Below are 14,992 nucleotides of genomic sequence, written 5' to 3'. Positions count from 1 at the left end.
TATATATTGTTTTTTCATCAGCCTATAATTTGATTTTTTCGATCTTTTTATTGATTTTCAATGGTCCTCAAGAGCCCATATTCCAGGTTTATCGGTTATGAAGCGATCATGCCCGTATTATTCGTTCCTGTTTGTAAGTGGTATACTTATGATGGTCTCATCAATCTACCGGATAAGGCCCTTCAGAAAATGATCGCGCATGATATCCTTTTGATCCGACCAGCCTGGCCAGCGGACTTTGCAGCTCATTTCCCAGCTTCAATTGCTCCAGAAGATGACTGAAATCATATTTTGGTTTCCAGCCCAATGCTGCCCTGGCCTTTTCGTTCACATATACCCGATCAAACTCCGTCAGCATTTTCCAATTATAGCCTTCATATACTTTCTGATAATCAGGGAAATATTTACCAACCACCTGCGCAGCATTCGTTCTTAGCGCGGCCAAATCTTCTGGCAAAAACGGAGAAGTGGCAGAGATAATGTATTTGCCAAACCCCAGATCCTGCGCCTTTTCCGCTGCGAGAAGCTGCGCCTGAACCACATCTTCCAGTTCCACCCGGCGGAAGAGAAACTCATTTGTTTTGAGATTTTCTCCGAAAAAAGCGGCTCTCTTTTCTTTTTCATCATCATCTTCCGGAAAAAATCTGGACGTTCGCAGGACGATACAAGGCAAGCCATGGTTTCTATAAAACAACTGACACAGATCTTCTGCCGCTAGTTTTGTAACGCCATAGATATTTTTGGGAACCGGCACCAATGCCTCTGTTACCCAGGCAGCCGGACTACCCGCTGGAGGTGACATTGCCTCCCCAAATACGCTGGTCGTACTGGTAAAAATAAAACGCTTTACTCCTGCTGCCAGCGATTCCTGAAGCAGATGCAGGGTTCCGGTAATATTGGTGTCAATAAATTGCTGCAGGTCGTGGGTAGCCACATGTGGCTTATGTAAGGTAGCAGTATGAAAAACAGTCTCTATCCCTTCCATACATTCCTTCACGAAAGAACGGTCTGTAATCGAGCCAATATGACTGGTAAAAGGAGATTTGATCAGGTCTAAACCAAGTACCTCATGGTTCAATTCTTTTAGTCTCCTCGCCATTGCTTCTCCAAGATGGCCGGAACTTCCGGTTACTAAAACTTTCATATTATTTTGTTTAAAATATCTCCTGAACTACTCCAAATTTACAACGTTTCGCTCAGCTAAAAATTCTTACTTTTATAAAAGACTTATAATTTATTCATAAAAAATGAACCCGACATTATTAAAAGAAGGATTAAGCACGCAGGACAATAATTACTTTAATAATCAAAGGCTTCAAAACAAAAATCAAATAGATGAAACGAATATCTTACTTACCAATAATGGCTTTACTTGCAATAACCAGCGCCTGTAATCAGCCGAAATCCTCATCAGGGGGGACGGAGGAAAGCATCTCTCCTTCCAACCCATTTTTAAACGCCAGCAAACTTCCATTCCAGGCACCGGCTTTTGACCAGATCAAAGACAGTGATTTTAGACCTGCTATTGAAGAAGGAATGAAACAGCAACAGGCTGAAATATTGAAAATTGCAGATCAGACGGAGTCTGCCACCTTTGAAAACACCATATTGGCGATTGAAAAGAGCGGGCAATTGCTGGGGCGTGTAAATCGGGTTTTCGGTTTAGTTACCGGTGCCAATACCAATCCGGATCTGCAAAAAGTACAGGAAGAAGAAGCACCAAAACTGACGGCAAACAATGATGCCATTTACCTGAACACCAAACTATTCAAACGCGTAGAAAGCGTTTATCAGGAGCGTGCTAAATTAAAATTAGATCCGGAATCTCTCCGTTTAGTAGAATATTATTATCAGAAATTTGAATTGGCAGGAGCGAAGTTATCTGAGGGCGACAAGGAAAAACTGAAAGAACTGAATAAGGAAGAATCTTCACTTTCCACCAAGTTCAGCACTCAATTACTAGCCGCAGGTAAGGACCTCGTCAATACGACACAGCAGCCTGCCCTCCAGGGGATGTCAGACCGTGCTGCCCGCCAGACGCTTTTTGAAGCCTCCTGGACCCGTGCCGAAAAAAAAGATGCCAATGATACCCGCAAGCTGATTTCGAGAATTGCACAAATACGTGCACAACAGGCACAACTGTTAGGATTTAAGAACTATGCCGCCTGGAAACTTCAGGATCAGATGGCCAAAACTCCCGAAGCTGTTGAAGCCTTCTTCCAGCAACTTGTTCCGGCTGCAACGGCAAAAGCAAGAGCCGAAGCCAAAGACATCCAGGCTGTGATCGACCAGCAAAGAGGAGGATTTAAACTATGGCCATGGGATTGGACCTATTATGCTGAGCAGGTTCGAAAAGCCAAATACGATCTTGATGAGAACCAGGTGAAGCCTTACTTTGAGCTCAATAAAGTATTGGAGAACGGAGTATTCTATGCTGCCACACAATTGTATGGCATTACTTTCAAAGAACGGAAGGACCTTCCCGTTTATCAGAAAGATGTACGTGTATTTGATGTGATGGACAAAGATGGCAGTCAGATTGGACTGTTCTATGGTGATTATTTCAAAAGAGACAACAAAAATGGTGGCGCATGGATGGACAATATGGTTCCTCAATCCAAACTGATGGGTACAAAACCAGTCATCTATAACGTATGTAACTTTGCCAGGCCTGCTGCCGGACAACCTGCACTGATTAGTTTTGACGATGTGGTTACCATGTTTCATGAATTCGGACATGGTCTGCATGGCCTCTTTGCCAACCAGCAATATGTAAGTCTCTCGGGCGCCAATGTTGCCCGTGATTATGTAGAATTCCCTTCTCAGTTCAATGAACACTGGGCATCAGATCCTAAGATTCTGAAGAACTATGCAGTTCACTATAAAACAGGCGAAGCAATGCCACAGTCGCTCTTAGATAAAATCAAGAAGGCAAGTTCATTTAACCAGGGATATGAATTTACGGAAGCCCTGGCAGCCGCTGCTCTGGATATGCAATGGCATACCCTTCCCGCAAATGCACCATTACAGGACGTAGATAAATTTGAAGCGGAAGCTTTAAGGAAAACACACCTCAACTTAACTGAAGTTCCTCCACGTTACCGCTCCAGCTATTTCTTACACATCTGGAGCAACGGTTATGCTGCAGGTTATTATGCTTACAGCTGGACTTCTATGCTGGAAAATGATGCTTTCTCCTGGTTTCAGGAAAACGGTGGATTATCAAGGGCCAACGGACAACGGTTCCGCGATATGATCTTATCAAAAGGAAACACAGAAGACCTTGGAAAGATGTTTTTTAATTTCCGCGGACATCAACCGGATATTAAGCCTATGCTGGTTAAACGTGGATTGCTTTAATCCGTTTTGCCGGAGATAAAGCAGGAATAGCCCTGGTATTAAATGCAATGCCCCCAAAATTCAGACAATTTGGGGGGCATTGTAGTAAATAAAAAAAATCGAACCTGGAATTTAGGATCTTGATAATCAAACAGCTTTTAACTCAAAGGCCTGATTTGCAATTGAATTCCAGCTGCTGCCAATGCCTTTTTAACATCAATCATTGCCGCAGAGCGAACTCCTCCTCCAACAGCCAGGTCTCCAACCCATAACAGGATCCGGACACTGATGGCATATTCTCCAAAATCCTGAACAATCACCACAGGCTCCGGGACAGGCAAGATGTTTTCATTTTTTTTCAGTGTCTCTTTGATCAGCAGGATGACCGAATCCAGGTCAGTGCTATAAGGTACCCCAATCATAAATTCCACTCTTTTACTTCTGTCCTGCATTGTCCAGTTGATCAGATGTTGCGACAGTAAATCCCCATTGGGCACGATAATATCTGCCCCCTCCGCATTGTGGATCTTGCTGGAACGAACACCAATCTCTTTAACTACGCCAGACTTGTTTCCAATCTCAATCTGATCACCAATTTGTATGGGGCGTTCGAAAGCAAGGATGATCCCTGAAACCAGGTTGTTCACTATATTCTGCAAACCAAAACCGATACCTACGCCAAGGGCGCCCAGCATGATAGAAAGCCGGTCTATTGGAATTCCCGCAGCAGCGACTGCAATGAGAAACCCTACCGTCCATATCGCCAGCCGGATGAGCAACATCATCGAATTTAAACCGCTTCTTTTACCTCCTGCCGTCGCTTTTTCGTGCCCAAAGAAGAAACTGATAAAGCTGGAGATGAGCGAAGAGAACCAAATGATACAAAAGAAAATACCAATACTGGCAAAAGTAAACTGGTAACTCCCAATGCTTCTGGACTCCTGAAGAAAATCAGCCGAAAGGCGGAGCATCAAGTCGTAAAGCGTTAGGTTTCTGATCAATCCGATGGTCCAGATGATACTTGCCAGGATCCATAGGGTTCGCTGAAAGCGATGCTGTAATTCCTTGAAATTAATAAAATCTGAAAAACGACTGGATTGATAAGCTTCAGTTTGCAGGTAGATGGCTTCCAGTACCATCGTACAAAAGACTTTTAACGAAATCCCAAGCATCAGGCATTGTATCGCACTCACTCCGAAAATTTTAGCAAGAGATAACCGTCCTGACAAGTTAAACAAGATCGAGAGTACGACCTGGGCCAGCGTAAAAATGACCAGTGCTTTGGTAACAGGAGATTCTTCAATTTTCAGAAAGAAAGCCGTTCTCCTTCGAATCATATCTACGCAGATTAAAAACAACAATACCCCGGCAATAAACAGTCCCCAGCGCTCGCCAAAGGAACTGTCCAAAAGGATGTCGTCAATCGCGTAGAAGAACCAAATCAACACCAGACCAATCCATAAATATTTTGATGATCCATTTAAAAAAGGAAACAATAAAAAGCATATCGCAATGACCCTAAGGGCCTCAATGGCATGTAATAAGGACATTGTTGGGTTGCCAAACAGCAAAGGTGCATAAGTAAGCAAGCCCATTACCGAGCCGACAATCACACTCCGCTTCAGGAAATTGACTTGCAGCAATACACTTTCTACTTCCTCCTGTTTCTTAATTCTGCGCATGTTGGAGAGTAGCCAGGCGGTGATAAAAATAAAGATCAGCAAGGCAAGGGTGGTCAGGTGACCTTTACCGGCAAGATAAATAGAAATGATCTTTCCGGAGCGCTCAAAGGCATTCAGAACCGTCTCTCCAAAGGACTGTTTATACTTTTCGGCCTTGAGCTTAAATAAGGGGGCTTCTTCTCTGGAGAACATATTGATCTTTTTAGAGATCGACAAATAGCTCATATTTGAAGAAAGGTCGTTCAGTTGCAACAGGTTAATGGACAGTCTGTTTCTTAATAAATTAACACGGGACAACATCTTTCGCTGCAAGGTATCCAGACGCTTCCCGTCTTTGACCATACTGTTCAACTGCTCGTTTAGAACCGAATCCGGAATAATTACATTTAAATCCGGATCAGAAAGTATTTTCCTGACTTCAGTATTGCTCTTACTGAGCTGCTCTCCATAAGAAACGAGTATTTTCTTATAGTTCAGTAAATTGTCGGATTGCTCTTTCAAAAGGATCACGGCACTATTCAAGCTCCGCAGGTTCATCTTCTGTCCCTGGGTTTCAAACCTCTTTTTGAAGGTTTTCAATTTCGTTTCTATTTCTGATAAAGGCGTTTCGATCACACTGAAATCAAAGCCAATCTTGATGATAAAATTATTCTTATCGATCGCCAGTGTATACGTTTCCACTTTATTGACCAGCAAAGGAATTTCAGATTCCGTAACGACATGTTTTGGCTTTTTCTGCGCAGTTTGTTGTTTATTCTGGGCAAAAGAAGACTGAAAAGCAGCAAGCAGGCAGAAGAATATCAAAAACACCCTGGCATTCTTGCCATAAGAACCCATTAAAACCATATGATCCATCAATTTATAGTAGAGAAAAATACCTTTAGCAGTATTTATGCCAAGTATTAAATGCAAGATAAGTTCAGGTCATTTAATGCTTCAGCATTTCAGATACAAGATAGGTTTTGGATTCGAATGCAGCGCAGAAATTTCAAATACTGAAAAGATCAGGGTTTTTCAGGATTGGTATATTTCAGGATATCGATGGCTATTCCATTCGGATCTGTAATGGCAAAATGACGGTCGCCCCAGGGCTCATTTCGGATATCGATCTTTATATCCACATTTTTCTTTTTCAGTTCCTGATAGACCAGGTCTACATCTTCCACTTCAATGGTAAGGTACATCCCCTGCCCTTGAAAAGAAGGCTGGAATAAAGGTTGCTGAGAAGCGTGTCCCGGAAGTAAAAAGCTCAACTCTGCCTGTTTTCCCGGCGTGTGAAGAAGGAGGTAAAAATCATTTTCAAAGCTAATCCCAAATCCCAGGATGCTGGTGTAAAATGCTTTTGTTTCGGCCAGTTTACTGGTAATAATTCCTGCGTTTAGTTTCATTTTCTGTTGTGATTTTAGTTGTTGTGCAATAGACAATCCTGGCTGAAAGCAGCAAAACAGGATTATGGCAAGCAGCATGGCTGATCTTTTCATAATTGTGAATATTGACCACAAATCTAGTCCCCTGATCAAAACAAAAATTGTAAAAAACAGACAACTTAAACAGAAAATGCTTTAGAAGGAGTAGTTCCATAAAGCTTTTTAAATTCTCTGATAAAATGTGCCTGATCGTAATATCCGGCAGCGAGGTAATGCTGATCCTGCCCGGACACTCCGGATGCCGATTGCCTTCGGATATAATTCTGGAAACGGACAATTTTACTAAAAGTTTTCACCGTATCTCCGGTATAATATTCAAAAAGCCGGCTCAGTTGCCTCGGGCTTAGTCCTACATCCAAATCCTTTTCCACATTCAAGACTCCTGCACTTTGCAGTATGATCTCCATTGCATGCGCAATCCGGCTATCATTTTTTAGTATGGCATGTTGTAAAAGATTCAAAAAATAGTGATCCAGCAATTTAACAATCTTCGCTGTTCCCATTCCCACAGAAAAATTATTCCTGATAAATGAGGAAGTTTCAGGGAGGATCTGTTCCATAGGTTCACAGAGATCTGTAAGTTCAGCAGCACTGATTCCATAAAGCTGGGTGAATTTTGTCGGAAGAAACCGGATACCGATGTAATTAAAACTGTTGTTCAGCTGGAATTCGGTATAACAACTGCTCAGGCCCATCAGGTAATTCTCTGTTGGGTTATCCAGTTCAAAGAAAATATCAATACATCCATCCGCCACTACCCGATAAGGGTAGGGATCTGCCAAATGCTGTTCAGATTTCAATTGCCAGTAACAGTAAATTAAATCCTGAAGCCCGGGATCCGGCAAAAACTCGCCATAACCAACAGGCCCCGATCCAACGCCGGCTGCAGGCTGAACCGGCCGAAACAAGTCCCTGATTTTATGAACATTCCTTAAAGCCATAGAATGGAATAACCTATACTAAGATAAGGTTTTCTTTTGCTCAGGCAGAACTTTCAATTCCTTAAAACGTTGCTCAACCTGCTATTAAACCGTTTCCGAAATCTGCACACTATCTTTTTTATTCATTCTAAAGATCAGAAACATCACTATGATCGACAACAAGATGAGGATCAGGTAGCTGTAACTCAGGTTTCTTTCATCTTTAGCAGGAACGACATTTACAATGCCATAACTTAAAAAAGAAACAATTACGTAAGTGATTCCTCCGGTAAGTCCGCCTGCAATACCTGCATTTTTAGGGAATTTACCTAAACAGAAAGTAAAGTAGTTATTGAACGTATATCCTGCGCCAACATGAATGATGAAAGCAAAAAAGATCAGCGAATATAAATTGGTGATAAATTGCAGACTGAAGATCATTAAAGCAACAAACACGAGTTGCATTGTCACATTTACCACCAACCTTCTGAAAAAGGGTTTATTGATCGTTGCCTTTCCAATAAATCCGCCTACCATCCAGGCAAAGCCAAGAACCAGCGAACTATATCCTGCAATAACGGGCGAAAGCTCTAAATGATGTTCAATGATAAAAGGTCCCGTCATGTTATACACCATCACCATACAATAGGCTAAACCTAACATCACAATGCCAAGTGTAAAACTGGCGGTTTTGATCATATTGACATAGATGTCTACAATTTTACGGAAACGGAATTCGGTAAAATGAACCAGCGTTTCCCCGCTATAGATCAATTCCAAAATGGCAAATACCAATGCAAATCCTGCTAAGAAATAAAAGTTAGACTCCCAGCCAAAGACCGTTTGCAGATATCCGCCAACAAAAGGAGCCACAATAGGCCCTGTAGACCATATGATCGAAAATAAGCTCAAATAATGCTTCAGTTTATCTCCCGTAAACAAGTCGACAAAATAAGCACGTTTGGCCACCACAATGGCACCTACGGTAAGTCCGTGGATCACACGCATGACATAAATAAGGTAAATGTTATGCGTCACTGCAATCACCATACTGGCACCGGCAAAAATCAGTAGAGAAACCAGGCACACTTTATACCGTCCAAAGCTATCCAGCACACTCCCTATAAATAACTGGGAAATTCCGTAGCTGATTAGAAAAATGCTCAGGGTAAGCTGGACCTGGATACTGCTGACCTGCATCTCCCCTGCCATTGTAGGTAAAGATGGAATATAAATATCGGTAGCAAAGCCGGATAAAGGCAGCAATGCGAAAGCCAAAAGCGTAGCAATGCCCTGATGGCTTTCTTTTATTTCTTTTGTTTTGGATGTAATCGTAATCATAGACGCCACAAAATTAATAATTTATAAGGAGCCCAAATTATGATATTCAAACATATACTTACGAAAATCAATGAAAACACAAGCCCGCAACCGACATAAAAACACGAAGATTACTCAAAACAACTCATAGCAGCTTTTTAAGTGTTTTATAAAATTACACAATTCAAACAATCCAATTCAAAAAGAGTCAGACCAAAGATTGGCATTTCCAGCCAACTCCTAACGCTATACCGGGCCTTGGAACTGAATTCTAATCATTCCACAAAAGCCCTGATTCGGGGCTTTTTCCTGAGCGGACACATTCACCTCAGAGATAAAGTCAGCTATAACGAGGTCACCTATATCAGCAACGGGTCCGTGAGTAGCGCCTGTTGGAAAGGCAACAAAAGAGAAACTGCTCCCGGTTATGGTTTGATCGGTTTATATGCAGATGGCAAATTTGAAGAGCCTTATGTCAACTATCAGAGCTTTGCTCTGCTAGACAAGATCACCACGCAGGAACCCATCAATGCGATAAACATAAAAGAAACTTTTAAACTGAACGCCCCTGCAAGGAAACCAATTACAGGTGGACCGATCAGGAAGCCGACAAAACTGATCGTAGATACTGCGGCAATAGCAGCTCCCGGCGACATTGTACTTGATTTCCCTGCAGCACTATATACCATGGGCACCACAGAAGACACCCCTGCACCAACGAGCATAAATCCGATAATTGCAGTCGCCAGTGTTGGAAAAACCACAGCGATCATCAAACCGATCGTAGTCAGTATCCCACTAACCTGTAAGGTTCTTTTCAATCCAAAACGGGCTGCAAAGCGATCTGCAACAAAACGTCCCATCGCCATAGTACACATGAAGGCCGTATATCCGGCAGCCATCCAGGCCTTTTCAGCAAGCACGATCTTCTTAAAATAAATGACACTCCAATCAAACATTGCGCCCTCGCAAACCATGGAACAGAAGGCGATTAATCCCAATGTCAGCAGCGATTTATCAGGAATCGCAAAAGCAGAACCTGTTTTTACGGGGTTCTTATCATTGTGAAGGTAAGACCAGCAAAATATAACAGAGAGTATCGTAATGGCAGCGATGATCATAAAATGCGGCATCGGACTGATGTTCTGACCGATCATTAAAGTCCCGATCCCTGCACCAATAAAGCCCGCCATGCTCCACAGTCCATGAAAGGAAGCCATAATAGGTTTCCGATACAGTGCTTCCGTAGCGACGGCCTGCGTGTTCACGGAGATATTGGTTGCATTGCTCGCCAATCCAAAAAGAACCAGACCAATCACGAGTTGGTAAACTTCAGTAGCTGCTCCAAGTGTAATCAGCATAAGACCGTAAGTGATCAAAGCCGCTGCAAGAAGCCGGCGACTTCCAATTTTGGTTACTGCCCAGCCAGACAAGGGCAAGGACAACATTAAACCAACGGGCAAAGCAAACAATACACCACCCAATTCTGCATCCGATAGCGAAAGCTTTTGTTGTATCGTCGCAATACGCGATGCCCAGCTTGAAAAGCATAAGCCAGTCATAAAAAACATAGCAGCTACTGCTATACGTATCACCTTTGAAGAATGTTGTTTCATTGAAATATTTTGGAGCTGATCAATAACAATCAGGCTTATTGACTGCAAATATATGCAATAAAAACACAAATCATATGCAATATTATGCAACTTAATGAAGACAGCTGCAAAAAACAGCAACTAACAAGCTGAAAATCAGAAAACCGATATTCTTTTAGTATCAATTGCCTAAAACATTTCGTATTTTCAACCTGTCCACCTTCCCCACAATGAAGAGGCAGCGCTCCGCTTTAAGAAATAGATCATGACAAATACGATTAAACATATGGAGAAGCTTGCCGGAAGGGTGGATTCTGCCGATTTAGCCAAACTGGAAGCCGGGGCGAGGTTATATTTACGGCATTCCAATATCTCTTTCCAGGTAATTTCCTCAGATGCCAATGGATTAATGATCAGAACCAAACAAGACAAACACCTTTCCGGAAATTATGCAGACGAAGTCAAGCTGATCGAGCTGACGAGAAGCCTGTTTGGTGTATTGCCCGGAAAACCGGTCATTGCTGTCCAGCCATTGATTTACACACCAGTTTTAGTCGATGTGGTAGACGCGAAATGGATACAGGAAAGAATGGAAAAATACCATATCCAGATTGAAGATATCGTGGCAGATACAGGGATAGAAAAAAGCAGTCTTTCTGCATGGGTTAACGGCACCAGACTCATGACCCAACCGGTAAAAGCCATGTTCTATTTTCTCTTTACAGATCATGAAAGCAGGAGGAAATAATACAAACCCTGGATTATCTTTTTATCCCAGGTATCGGATATCAGCTGTTTTTCAACGAAAGGTAAAATACCGTTCCCTTTCCCAACCCGCTCGCCACAGAGATATTTGCCTTCATAATCGTTGCCATTTCATAAGATATGCTCAATGCAAGTCCGGCGCCACTATTTTCATGATGATCCAGATCTCCTGATCCGGCACTAAAAAGCTGATCAATCTGTCTCTGACTCATTCCTGCTCCCTGGTCCCTGATCGATATGACCATATTTCCATGATCTATACCCGAATCAATAGCAATCAATCCATTCACAGGAGAAAATTTGGTCGCATTATTCAGGATATTCCGGAGGATAAAAAGCAACATCTGTTTATGCCCAAGAACAGTTGTTTGCTCAGGTATGTTCCCGGTTAGCTTGATATTTTTCTTCTCCTGAGCAATCTTAAAAAAAGTATTTGCTTCAATAATCAGTTCATTGATAGATAATTCTTCCGGCTGATACTCAAAACCTGTTTTCTTAGACTTGATCCATTCCAACAAGCCATCCATAAAAGAAAGACTCTTTTTAGAAGTTTCCGCAAGCTCTTTCATGATCCCCAGTTTCTCCTCTTCCGACAGCAGATTAACATCATGATTAAACACACTGGCCAACATCACAATCGTGCTGAAGGGTTGTCTTACATCATGTGCAATGACTGAAATCAACATCGTATTGAAGTGATTGGTCCGCTGTAATTCGGTATTTTGTCCCAGGGTAGTTTCATGCAGTTTTTGCTGGACCTTAACATATTCCTTTTTTATCCTCAACGAGCGGGATACAAAGAACAACAGCGCGATACTCAATGCAAACAGGCAGCTTAACAATACAATAGTTTTCGTTCTCCATCCTGCCTTATTCCTGAGCTCTTCATTTTCATTTTCACGAAGCGCATAGTTGAGGTAATTGTACCCTGACTGATCTGCTGCTTTGGCAAGCTTATCTTTTTTGGAGAGTAAAAGAGCAACATAATGATAAGCTTTTTCAGGTTGACCGGTACGTTTGTAAAAGCCATATAACCTTTCTGCAAAAACCATATAAAATTCTGTATAACCATACTTTTCTGAGGCATCCAATCCTCTCCGTAAATGATCGACTTCCTTTAACCCCTTTCCCTGCTTTGCCATTACATTACTCAAGATCCAATCAATAGATACCTTCTCGCTTTCGAAGCCGAGGCTATCTGCTCTGGCCCAGGAATCCAATAATATCTTTATTGCCTGCTCCTTTTCTCCTTTATGATACAATCTTTCCGCTAAATTGTCTTCATAAGCAAGGATCATTCGGTCGTCCTTATATTTTTTGGCAATCCTGAAACCTTCCCGGAACAAAGAATCAAAACGTACAGGTTTTATAGTGGTATCAATCACCAGAAGGTTATGAATCACCAGCGACCGGATCGAATCATTTTTCAATGACTTGCTCATTTCAAAAGTCCGGCGCATGTACCCAATAGATCTTCGGTCATCACCACTATCAGACAATAATATGCTCATATTCATGAGAACCTGACAAACATTTTCCTGGTCATCTATCGATTCATAAATTTGAAGCGCCTCATTAAAATACTTCGCAGACAGGTAATCATTGAGCGAGAAATAACAGATCGCTTCACAGTTTCTCGCATCAGCAATCCCCTTTCTATAGTTGAGCCTAACAGAGATTTCCCTGGCTTTCCCTGCATAATAAAAACAGGAATCCCGGTATCGAAGTTGAGAAAGCATGGCAATGCGATTCAATGTATTGACATATTTGATGCTGTCTTTGATCCTGGGAAGAGCTGACTGAAGCCCGCTGAGTTCGACGATTTGGGCAAATCCCCGGCCCGCGTCCAGGAGAAGTGCTGTCATTAACAGGAAAATCAAGACAGGGCGTTTGAGCATAAAAACAACTAAATGGATAACGTTAAAATACCATTATTTAAGCGTAATTAATAACCTTTCAGTCGATTTATCGTCTGTCCCTACTTATTTCACATTTTTCAATGAAATGTAAAATATTGTCCCCTTTTCCAATTCACTGTCCAGGGAAATCCTGGCATTCATAATCATAGCCATTTCATAAGAAATACTCAAGGCAAGTCCGGCTCCATTATTTTCATTCTGCTCCAGATCTCCTGATCCCGCAGTAAAAAGCTGATCGATCTGTTTCTGGCTCATTCCTGCACCCTGATCCCGGATCGAGATGACGATATTTCCGTTTTCTATGCTGGAATCAATCGTAATCGTTCCACCCAAAGGAGAAAACTTAGTCGCATTATTCAGGATATTCCGGAGGATAAAAAGCAACATCTGTTTGTGCGTAAGAACCCTGGTCTGCTCCGGTATATTCACGGTCAGCTTTATATTTTTCTTCTCCTGAGCAATCCTAAAAAAAGTATTCGCTTCAATAATCAGCCCATTAAGCTGTAGTTCTTCCGGCTGATACTCAAAGCCTGTTTTCTTGGATTTGATCCATTCCAACAACCCATCCATAAAAGAGAGACTCTTCTGGGAAGTCTCCGAAAGCTCTTTCATGATCCCCAGTTTCTCTTCTTCAGACAATAGATCCACATCATCATTAAATACATTAGCCAGCATCACAATCGTGCTGAATGGTTGCCGGACGTCATGTGCAATCACTGAAATCAGCATCGTATTGAAGTGATTCGTCTTTTGTAATGCCGCATTTTGCTGCAACGTCACATCGTGTAGTTTTTGCTGAACCTTTACATGCTGTCTTTTACTCATCAAGGAGCGGTATACAAAGAATAACAATGCCACACTGACGACAAATAAACTGCCCAATAATGCAATTGTTTTTCTTCTTGAACCGACTTTACCTTTCAGTTCTTCATTTTCATTTTCACGCAGGGCATAATTCAGGTAGTTGTATCCGGATTTATCTGCTGCCTCTGCAATGCTATTCTGCTTTGACAGCAAAAGAGAAATATAATAATAGGCTTTCTCAGGCTCATTGTGCTGCTTGTAATGCTGGTATAATTTCTCTGCAAAAATGAGATAGAAATCTGCATAACCAAATTTTCCGGATTCCTCCAGCCCTCGTTTAAGATAGTCCATCCCCAGATCATGTTTGCCCTCATCCATCATCATATCGCTTAACGGAGCATAAATCCAAACTTTCACATTCTCTAAGCCCAAACTATCCGCTTTATGCAATGACCGCAAGAGAATGGCCTTTCCTTTTTCCTTTTCGCCCTGCTGGTAAAGCCGTTGTCCGGTGCTAACGTCGTAGTAAAGAATCATACGGTCGTCTTTATATTTTTTAGCAATCTGCATCCCTTCTTCAGACAATGAATGATAACGTTCGGGTGTAAGCGTGGTATCCAAGTCAAGCAAATTACTAATGACAATAGACCGGATGGAATCATTTTTCAATGATTTACTCTTTTCAAAAGCCTGGTGAAGGTATTCAAGAGATCTCCCGTCATCTTTATTCATGGAGATTAAAACACCGATATTCATCAGCACCTGACAAACATTCTCCTGATCATCTATCGATCTGTAGATTTGCAGTGCATCATTAAAATATTTCGCAGACAGGTAGTTATTAAGTGACACATAATAGATGGCTTCGCAGTTCTTCGCATCAGCAATCCCCTTTCTATAATTTAGCCTGAGGGATATTTGCTTCGCTTTCCGCGCATAATAAAGGCATGAATCCCGATATCGAAGGTGAGACAGCATCGCAATACGGTTCAAGGCATTCACATAGCTGATGCTGTCTTTGATCAGGGGAAGACCTGACTCCAGCTTGCTGAGTTCCGCAATCTGAGAAAATCCCTTGCCCGGATTCAGGAGGAAAATCACCGTGAACAGAAAAAATAGCACGACACGTTTGAGCATAAACAATTGGATGGATCATGTGAAAATACTATTAATTGCATTCATTTGGTAAAAAAACAGAATTAACAAAAACATAATCCTCCT

At 41.9% G+C, this 14,992-nt stretch carries 10 protein-coding genes; 2 read left to right on the top strand and 8 right to left on the bottom strand.

Features of this window, described 5'->3' with window-relative positions:
* Positions 1 to 160 precede the first annotated feature (160 nt).
* Positions 161 to 1,144, bottom strand: coding sequence for an NAD-dependent epimerase/dehydratase family protein (locus tag BLQ87_RS18875; RefSeq protein ID WP_074609820.1), 984 nt, complete (start codon positions 1,142 to 1,144; stop codon positions 161 to 163).
* A 191-nt stretch (positions 1,145 to 1,335) separates the two neighbouring features.
* Here BLQ87_RS18875 and BLQ87_RS18870 point away from each other — a divergent pair, with 191 nt between their 5' ends.
* A complete protein-coding gene (locus BLQ87_RS18870) occupies positions 1,336 to 3,360 on the top strand; it encodes a M3 family metallopeptidase (RefSeq protein WP_074609818.1) in 2,025 nt (674 codons plus the stop codon).
* Positions 3,361 to 3,497: 137 nt separating this feature from the next.
* Here BLQ87_RS18870 and BLQ87_RS18865 read toward each other — a convergent pair whose 3' ends face one another.
* The 5 genes from BLQ87_RS18865 to BLQ87_RS18840 form a co-directional block, all read right to left on the bottom strand.
* On the bottom strand, positions 3,498 to 5,933 hold the full coding sequence (locus BLQ87_RS18865) for a mechanosensitive ion channel family protein (protein WP_143010483.1): 2,436 nt from the start codon (positions 5,931 to 5,933) through the stop codon (positions 3,498 to 3,500).
* Positions 5,934 to 6,025: 92 nt separating this feature from the next.
* Positions 6,026 to 6,502 (bottom strand): VOC family protein, encoded by a 477-nt coding sequence (locus BLQ87_RS18860; RefSeq protein WP_216857801.1) that lies wholly within the window; start codon positions 6,500 to 6,502, stop codon positions 6,026 to 6,028.
* A 65-nt stretch (positions 6,503 to 6,567) separates the two neighbouring features.
* Positions 6,568 to 7,389 carry a helix-turn-helix domain-containing protein gene (locus tag BLQ87_RS18855; protein WP_074609814.1) on the bottom strand — a complete coding sequence of 274 codons (822 nt, stop codon included), beginning with the start codon at positions 7,387 to 7,389 and terminating at the stop codon, positions 6,568 to 6,570.
* Between the two features lie 84 nt (positions 7,390 to 7,473).
* Positions 7,474 to 8,709: an MFS transporter gene (locus BLQ87_RS18850; protein WP_074609811.1), complete on the bottom strand. Its 1,236-nt coding sequence runs from the start codon at positions 8,707 to 8,709 to the stop codon at positions 7,474 to 7,476.
* Positions 8,710 to 9,170: 461 nt separating this feature from the next.
* The gene (locus tag BLQ87_RS18840) at positions 9,171 to 10,304 is read right to left on the bottom strand and encodes an MFS transporter (protein ID WP_074609809.1); all 1,134 of its coding nucleotides are present in this window, start codon (positions 10,302 to 10,304) and stop codon (positions 9,171 to 9,173) included.
* Positions 10,305 to 10,548: 244 nt separating this feature from the next.
* Here BLQ87_RS18840 and BLQ87_RS18835 point away from each other — a divergent pair, with 244 nt between their 5' ends.
* Entirely contained in the window at positions 10,549 to 11,031 is a 483-nt protein-coding gene (locus BLQ87_RS18835; protein ID WP_074609806.1) for a hypothetical protein, read from the top strand.
* Between the two features lie 40 nt (positions 11,032 to 11,071).
* Here the strand turns inward: BLQ87_RS18835 and BLQ87_RS18830 are convergent, their stop codons facing one another.
* Together BLQ87_RS18830 and BLQ87_RS18825 are read right to left on the bottom strand one after the other, a co-directional pair.
* On the bottom strand, positions 11,072 to 12,913 hold the full coding sequence (locus tag BLQ87_RS18830) for a sensor histidine kinase (RefSeq protein WP_172664868.1): 1,842 nt from the start codon (positions 12,911 to 12,913) through the stop codon (positions 11,072 to 11,074).
* A gap of 117 nt (positions 12,914 to 13,030) precedes the next feature.
* A complete protein-coding gene (locus BLQ87_RS18825) occupies positions 13,031 to 14,908 on the bottom strand; it encodes a sensor histidine kinase (protein WP_074609801.1) in 1,878 nt (625 codons plus the stop codon).
* Positions 14,909 to 14,992 lie beyond the last annotated feature (84 nt).

The sequence above is a fragment of the Pedobacter steynii genome, from assembly GCF_900103665.1.
Lineage (GTDB): Bacteria > Bacteroidota > Bacteroidia > Sphingobacteriales > Sphingobacteriaceae > Pedobacter > Pedobacter steynii.
This window is presented reverse-complemented; position numbering and strand designations above follow the sequence as displayed.

Excerpts from the sequence above, each read along its gene's own strand:
- BLQ87_RS18875 (WP_074609820.1), bottom strand. The coding sequence starts at position 1,144 with ATGAAAGTTTTAGTAACCGGAAGTTCCGGCCATCTTGGAGAAGCAATG.
- BLQ87_RS18870 (WP_074609818.1), top strand. The coding sequence starts at position 1,336 with ATGAAACGAATATCTTACTTACCAATAATGGCTTTACTTGCAATAACC.
- BLQ87_RS18860 (WP_216857801.1), bottom strand. The coding sequence starts at position 6,502 with ATGAAAAGATCAGCCATGCTGCTTGCCATAATCCTGTTTTGCTGCTTT.
- BLQ87_RS18855 (WP_074609814.1), bottom strand. The coding sequence starts at position 7,389 with ATGGCTTTAAGGAATGTTCATAAAATCAGGGACTTGTTTCGGCCGGTT.
- BLQ87_RS18850 (WP_074609811.1), bottom strand. The coding sequence starts at position 8,709 with ATGATTACGATTACATCCAAAACAAAAGAAATAAAAGAAAGCCATCAG.
- BLQ87_RS18840 (WP_074609809.1), bottom strand. The coding sequence starts at position 10,304 with ATGAAACAACATTCTTCAAAGGTGATACGTATAGCAGTAGCTGCTATG.
- BLQ87_RS18835 (WP_074609806.1), top strand. The coding sequence starts at position 10,549 with ATGACAAATACGATTAAACATATGGAGAAGCTTGCCGGAAGGGTGGAT.
- BLQ87_RS18830 (WP_172664868.1), bottom strand. The coding sequence starts at position 12,913 with ATGACAGCACTTCTCCTGGACGCGGGCCGGGGATTTGCCCAAATCGTC.
- BLQ87_RS18825 (WP_074609801.1), bottom strand. The coding sequence starts at position 14,908 with ATGCTCAAACGTGTCGTGCTATTTTTTCTGTTCACGGTGATTTTCCTC.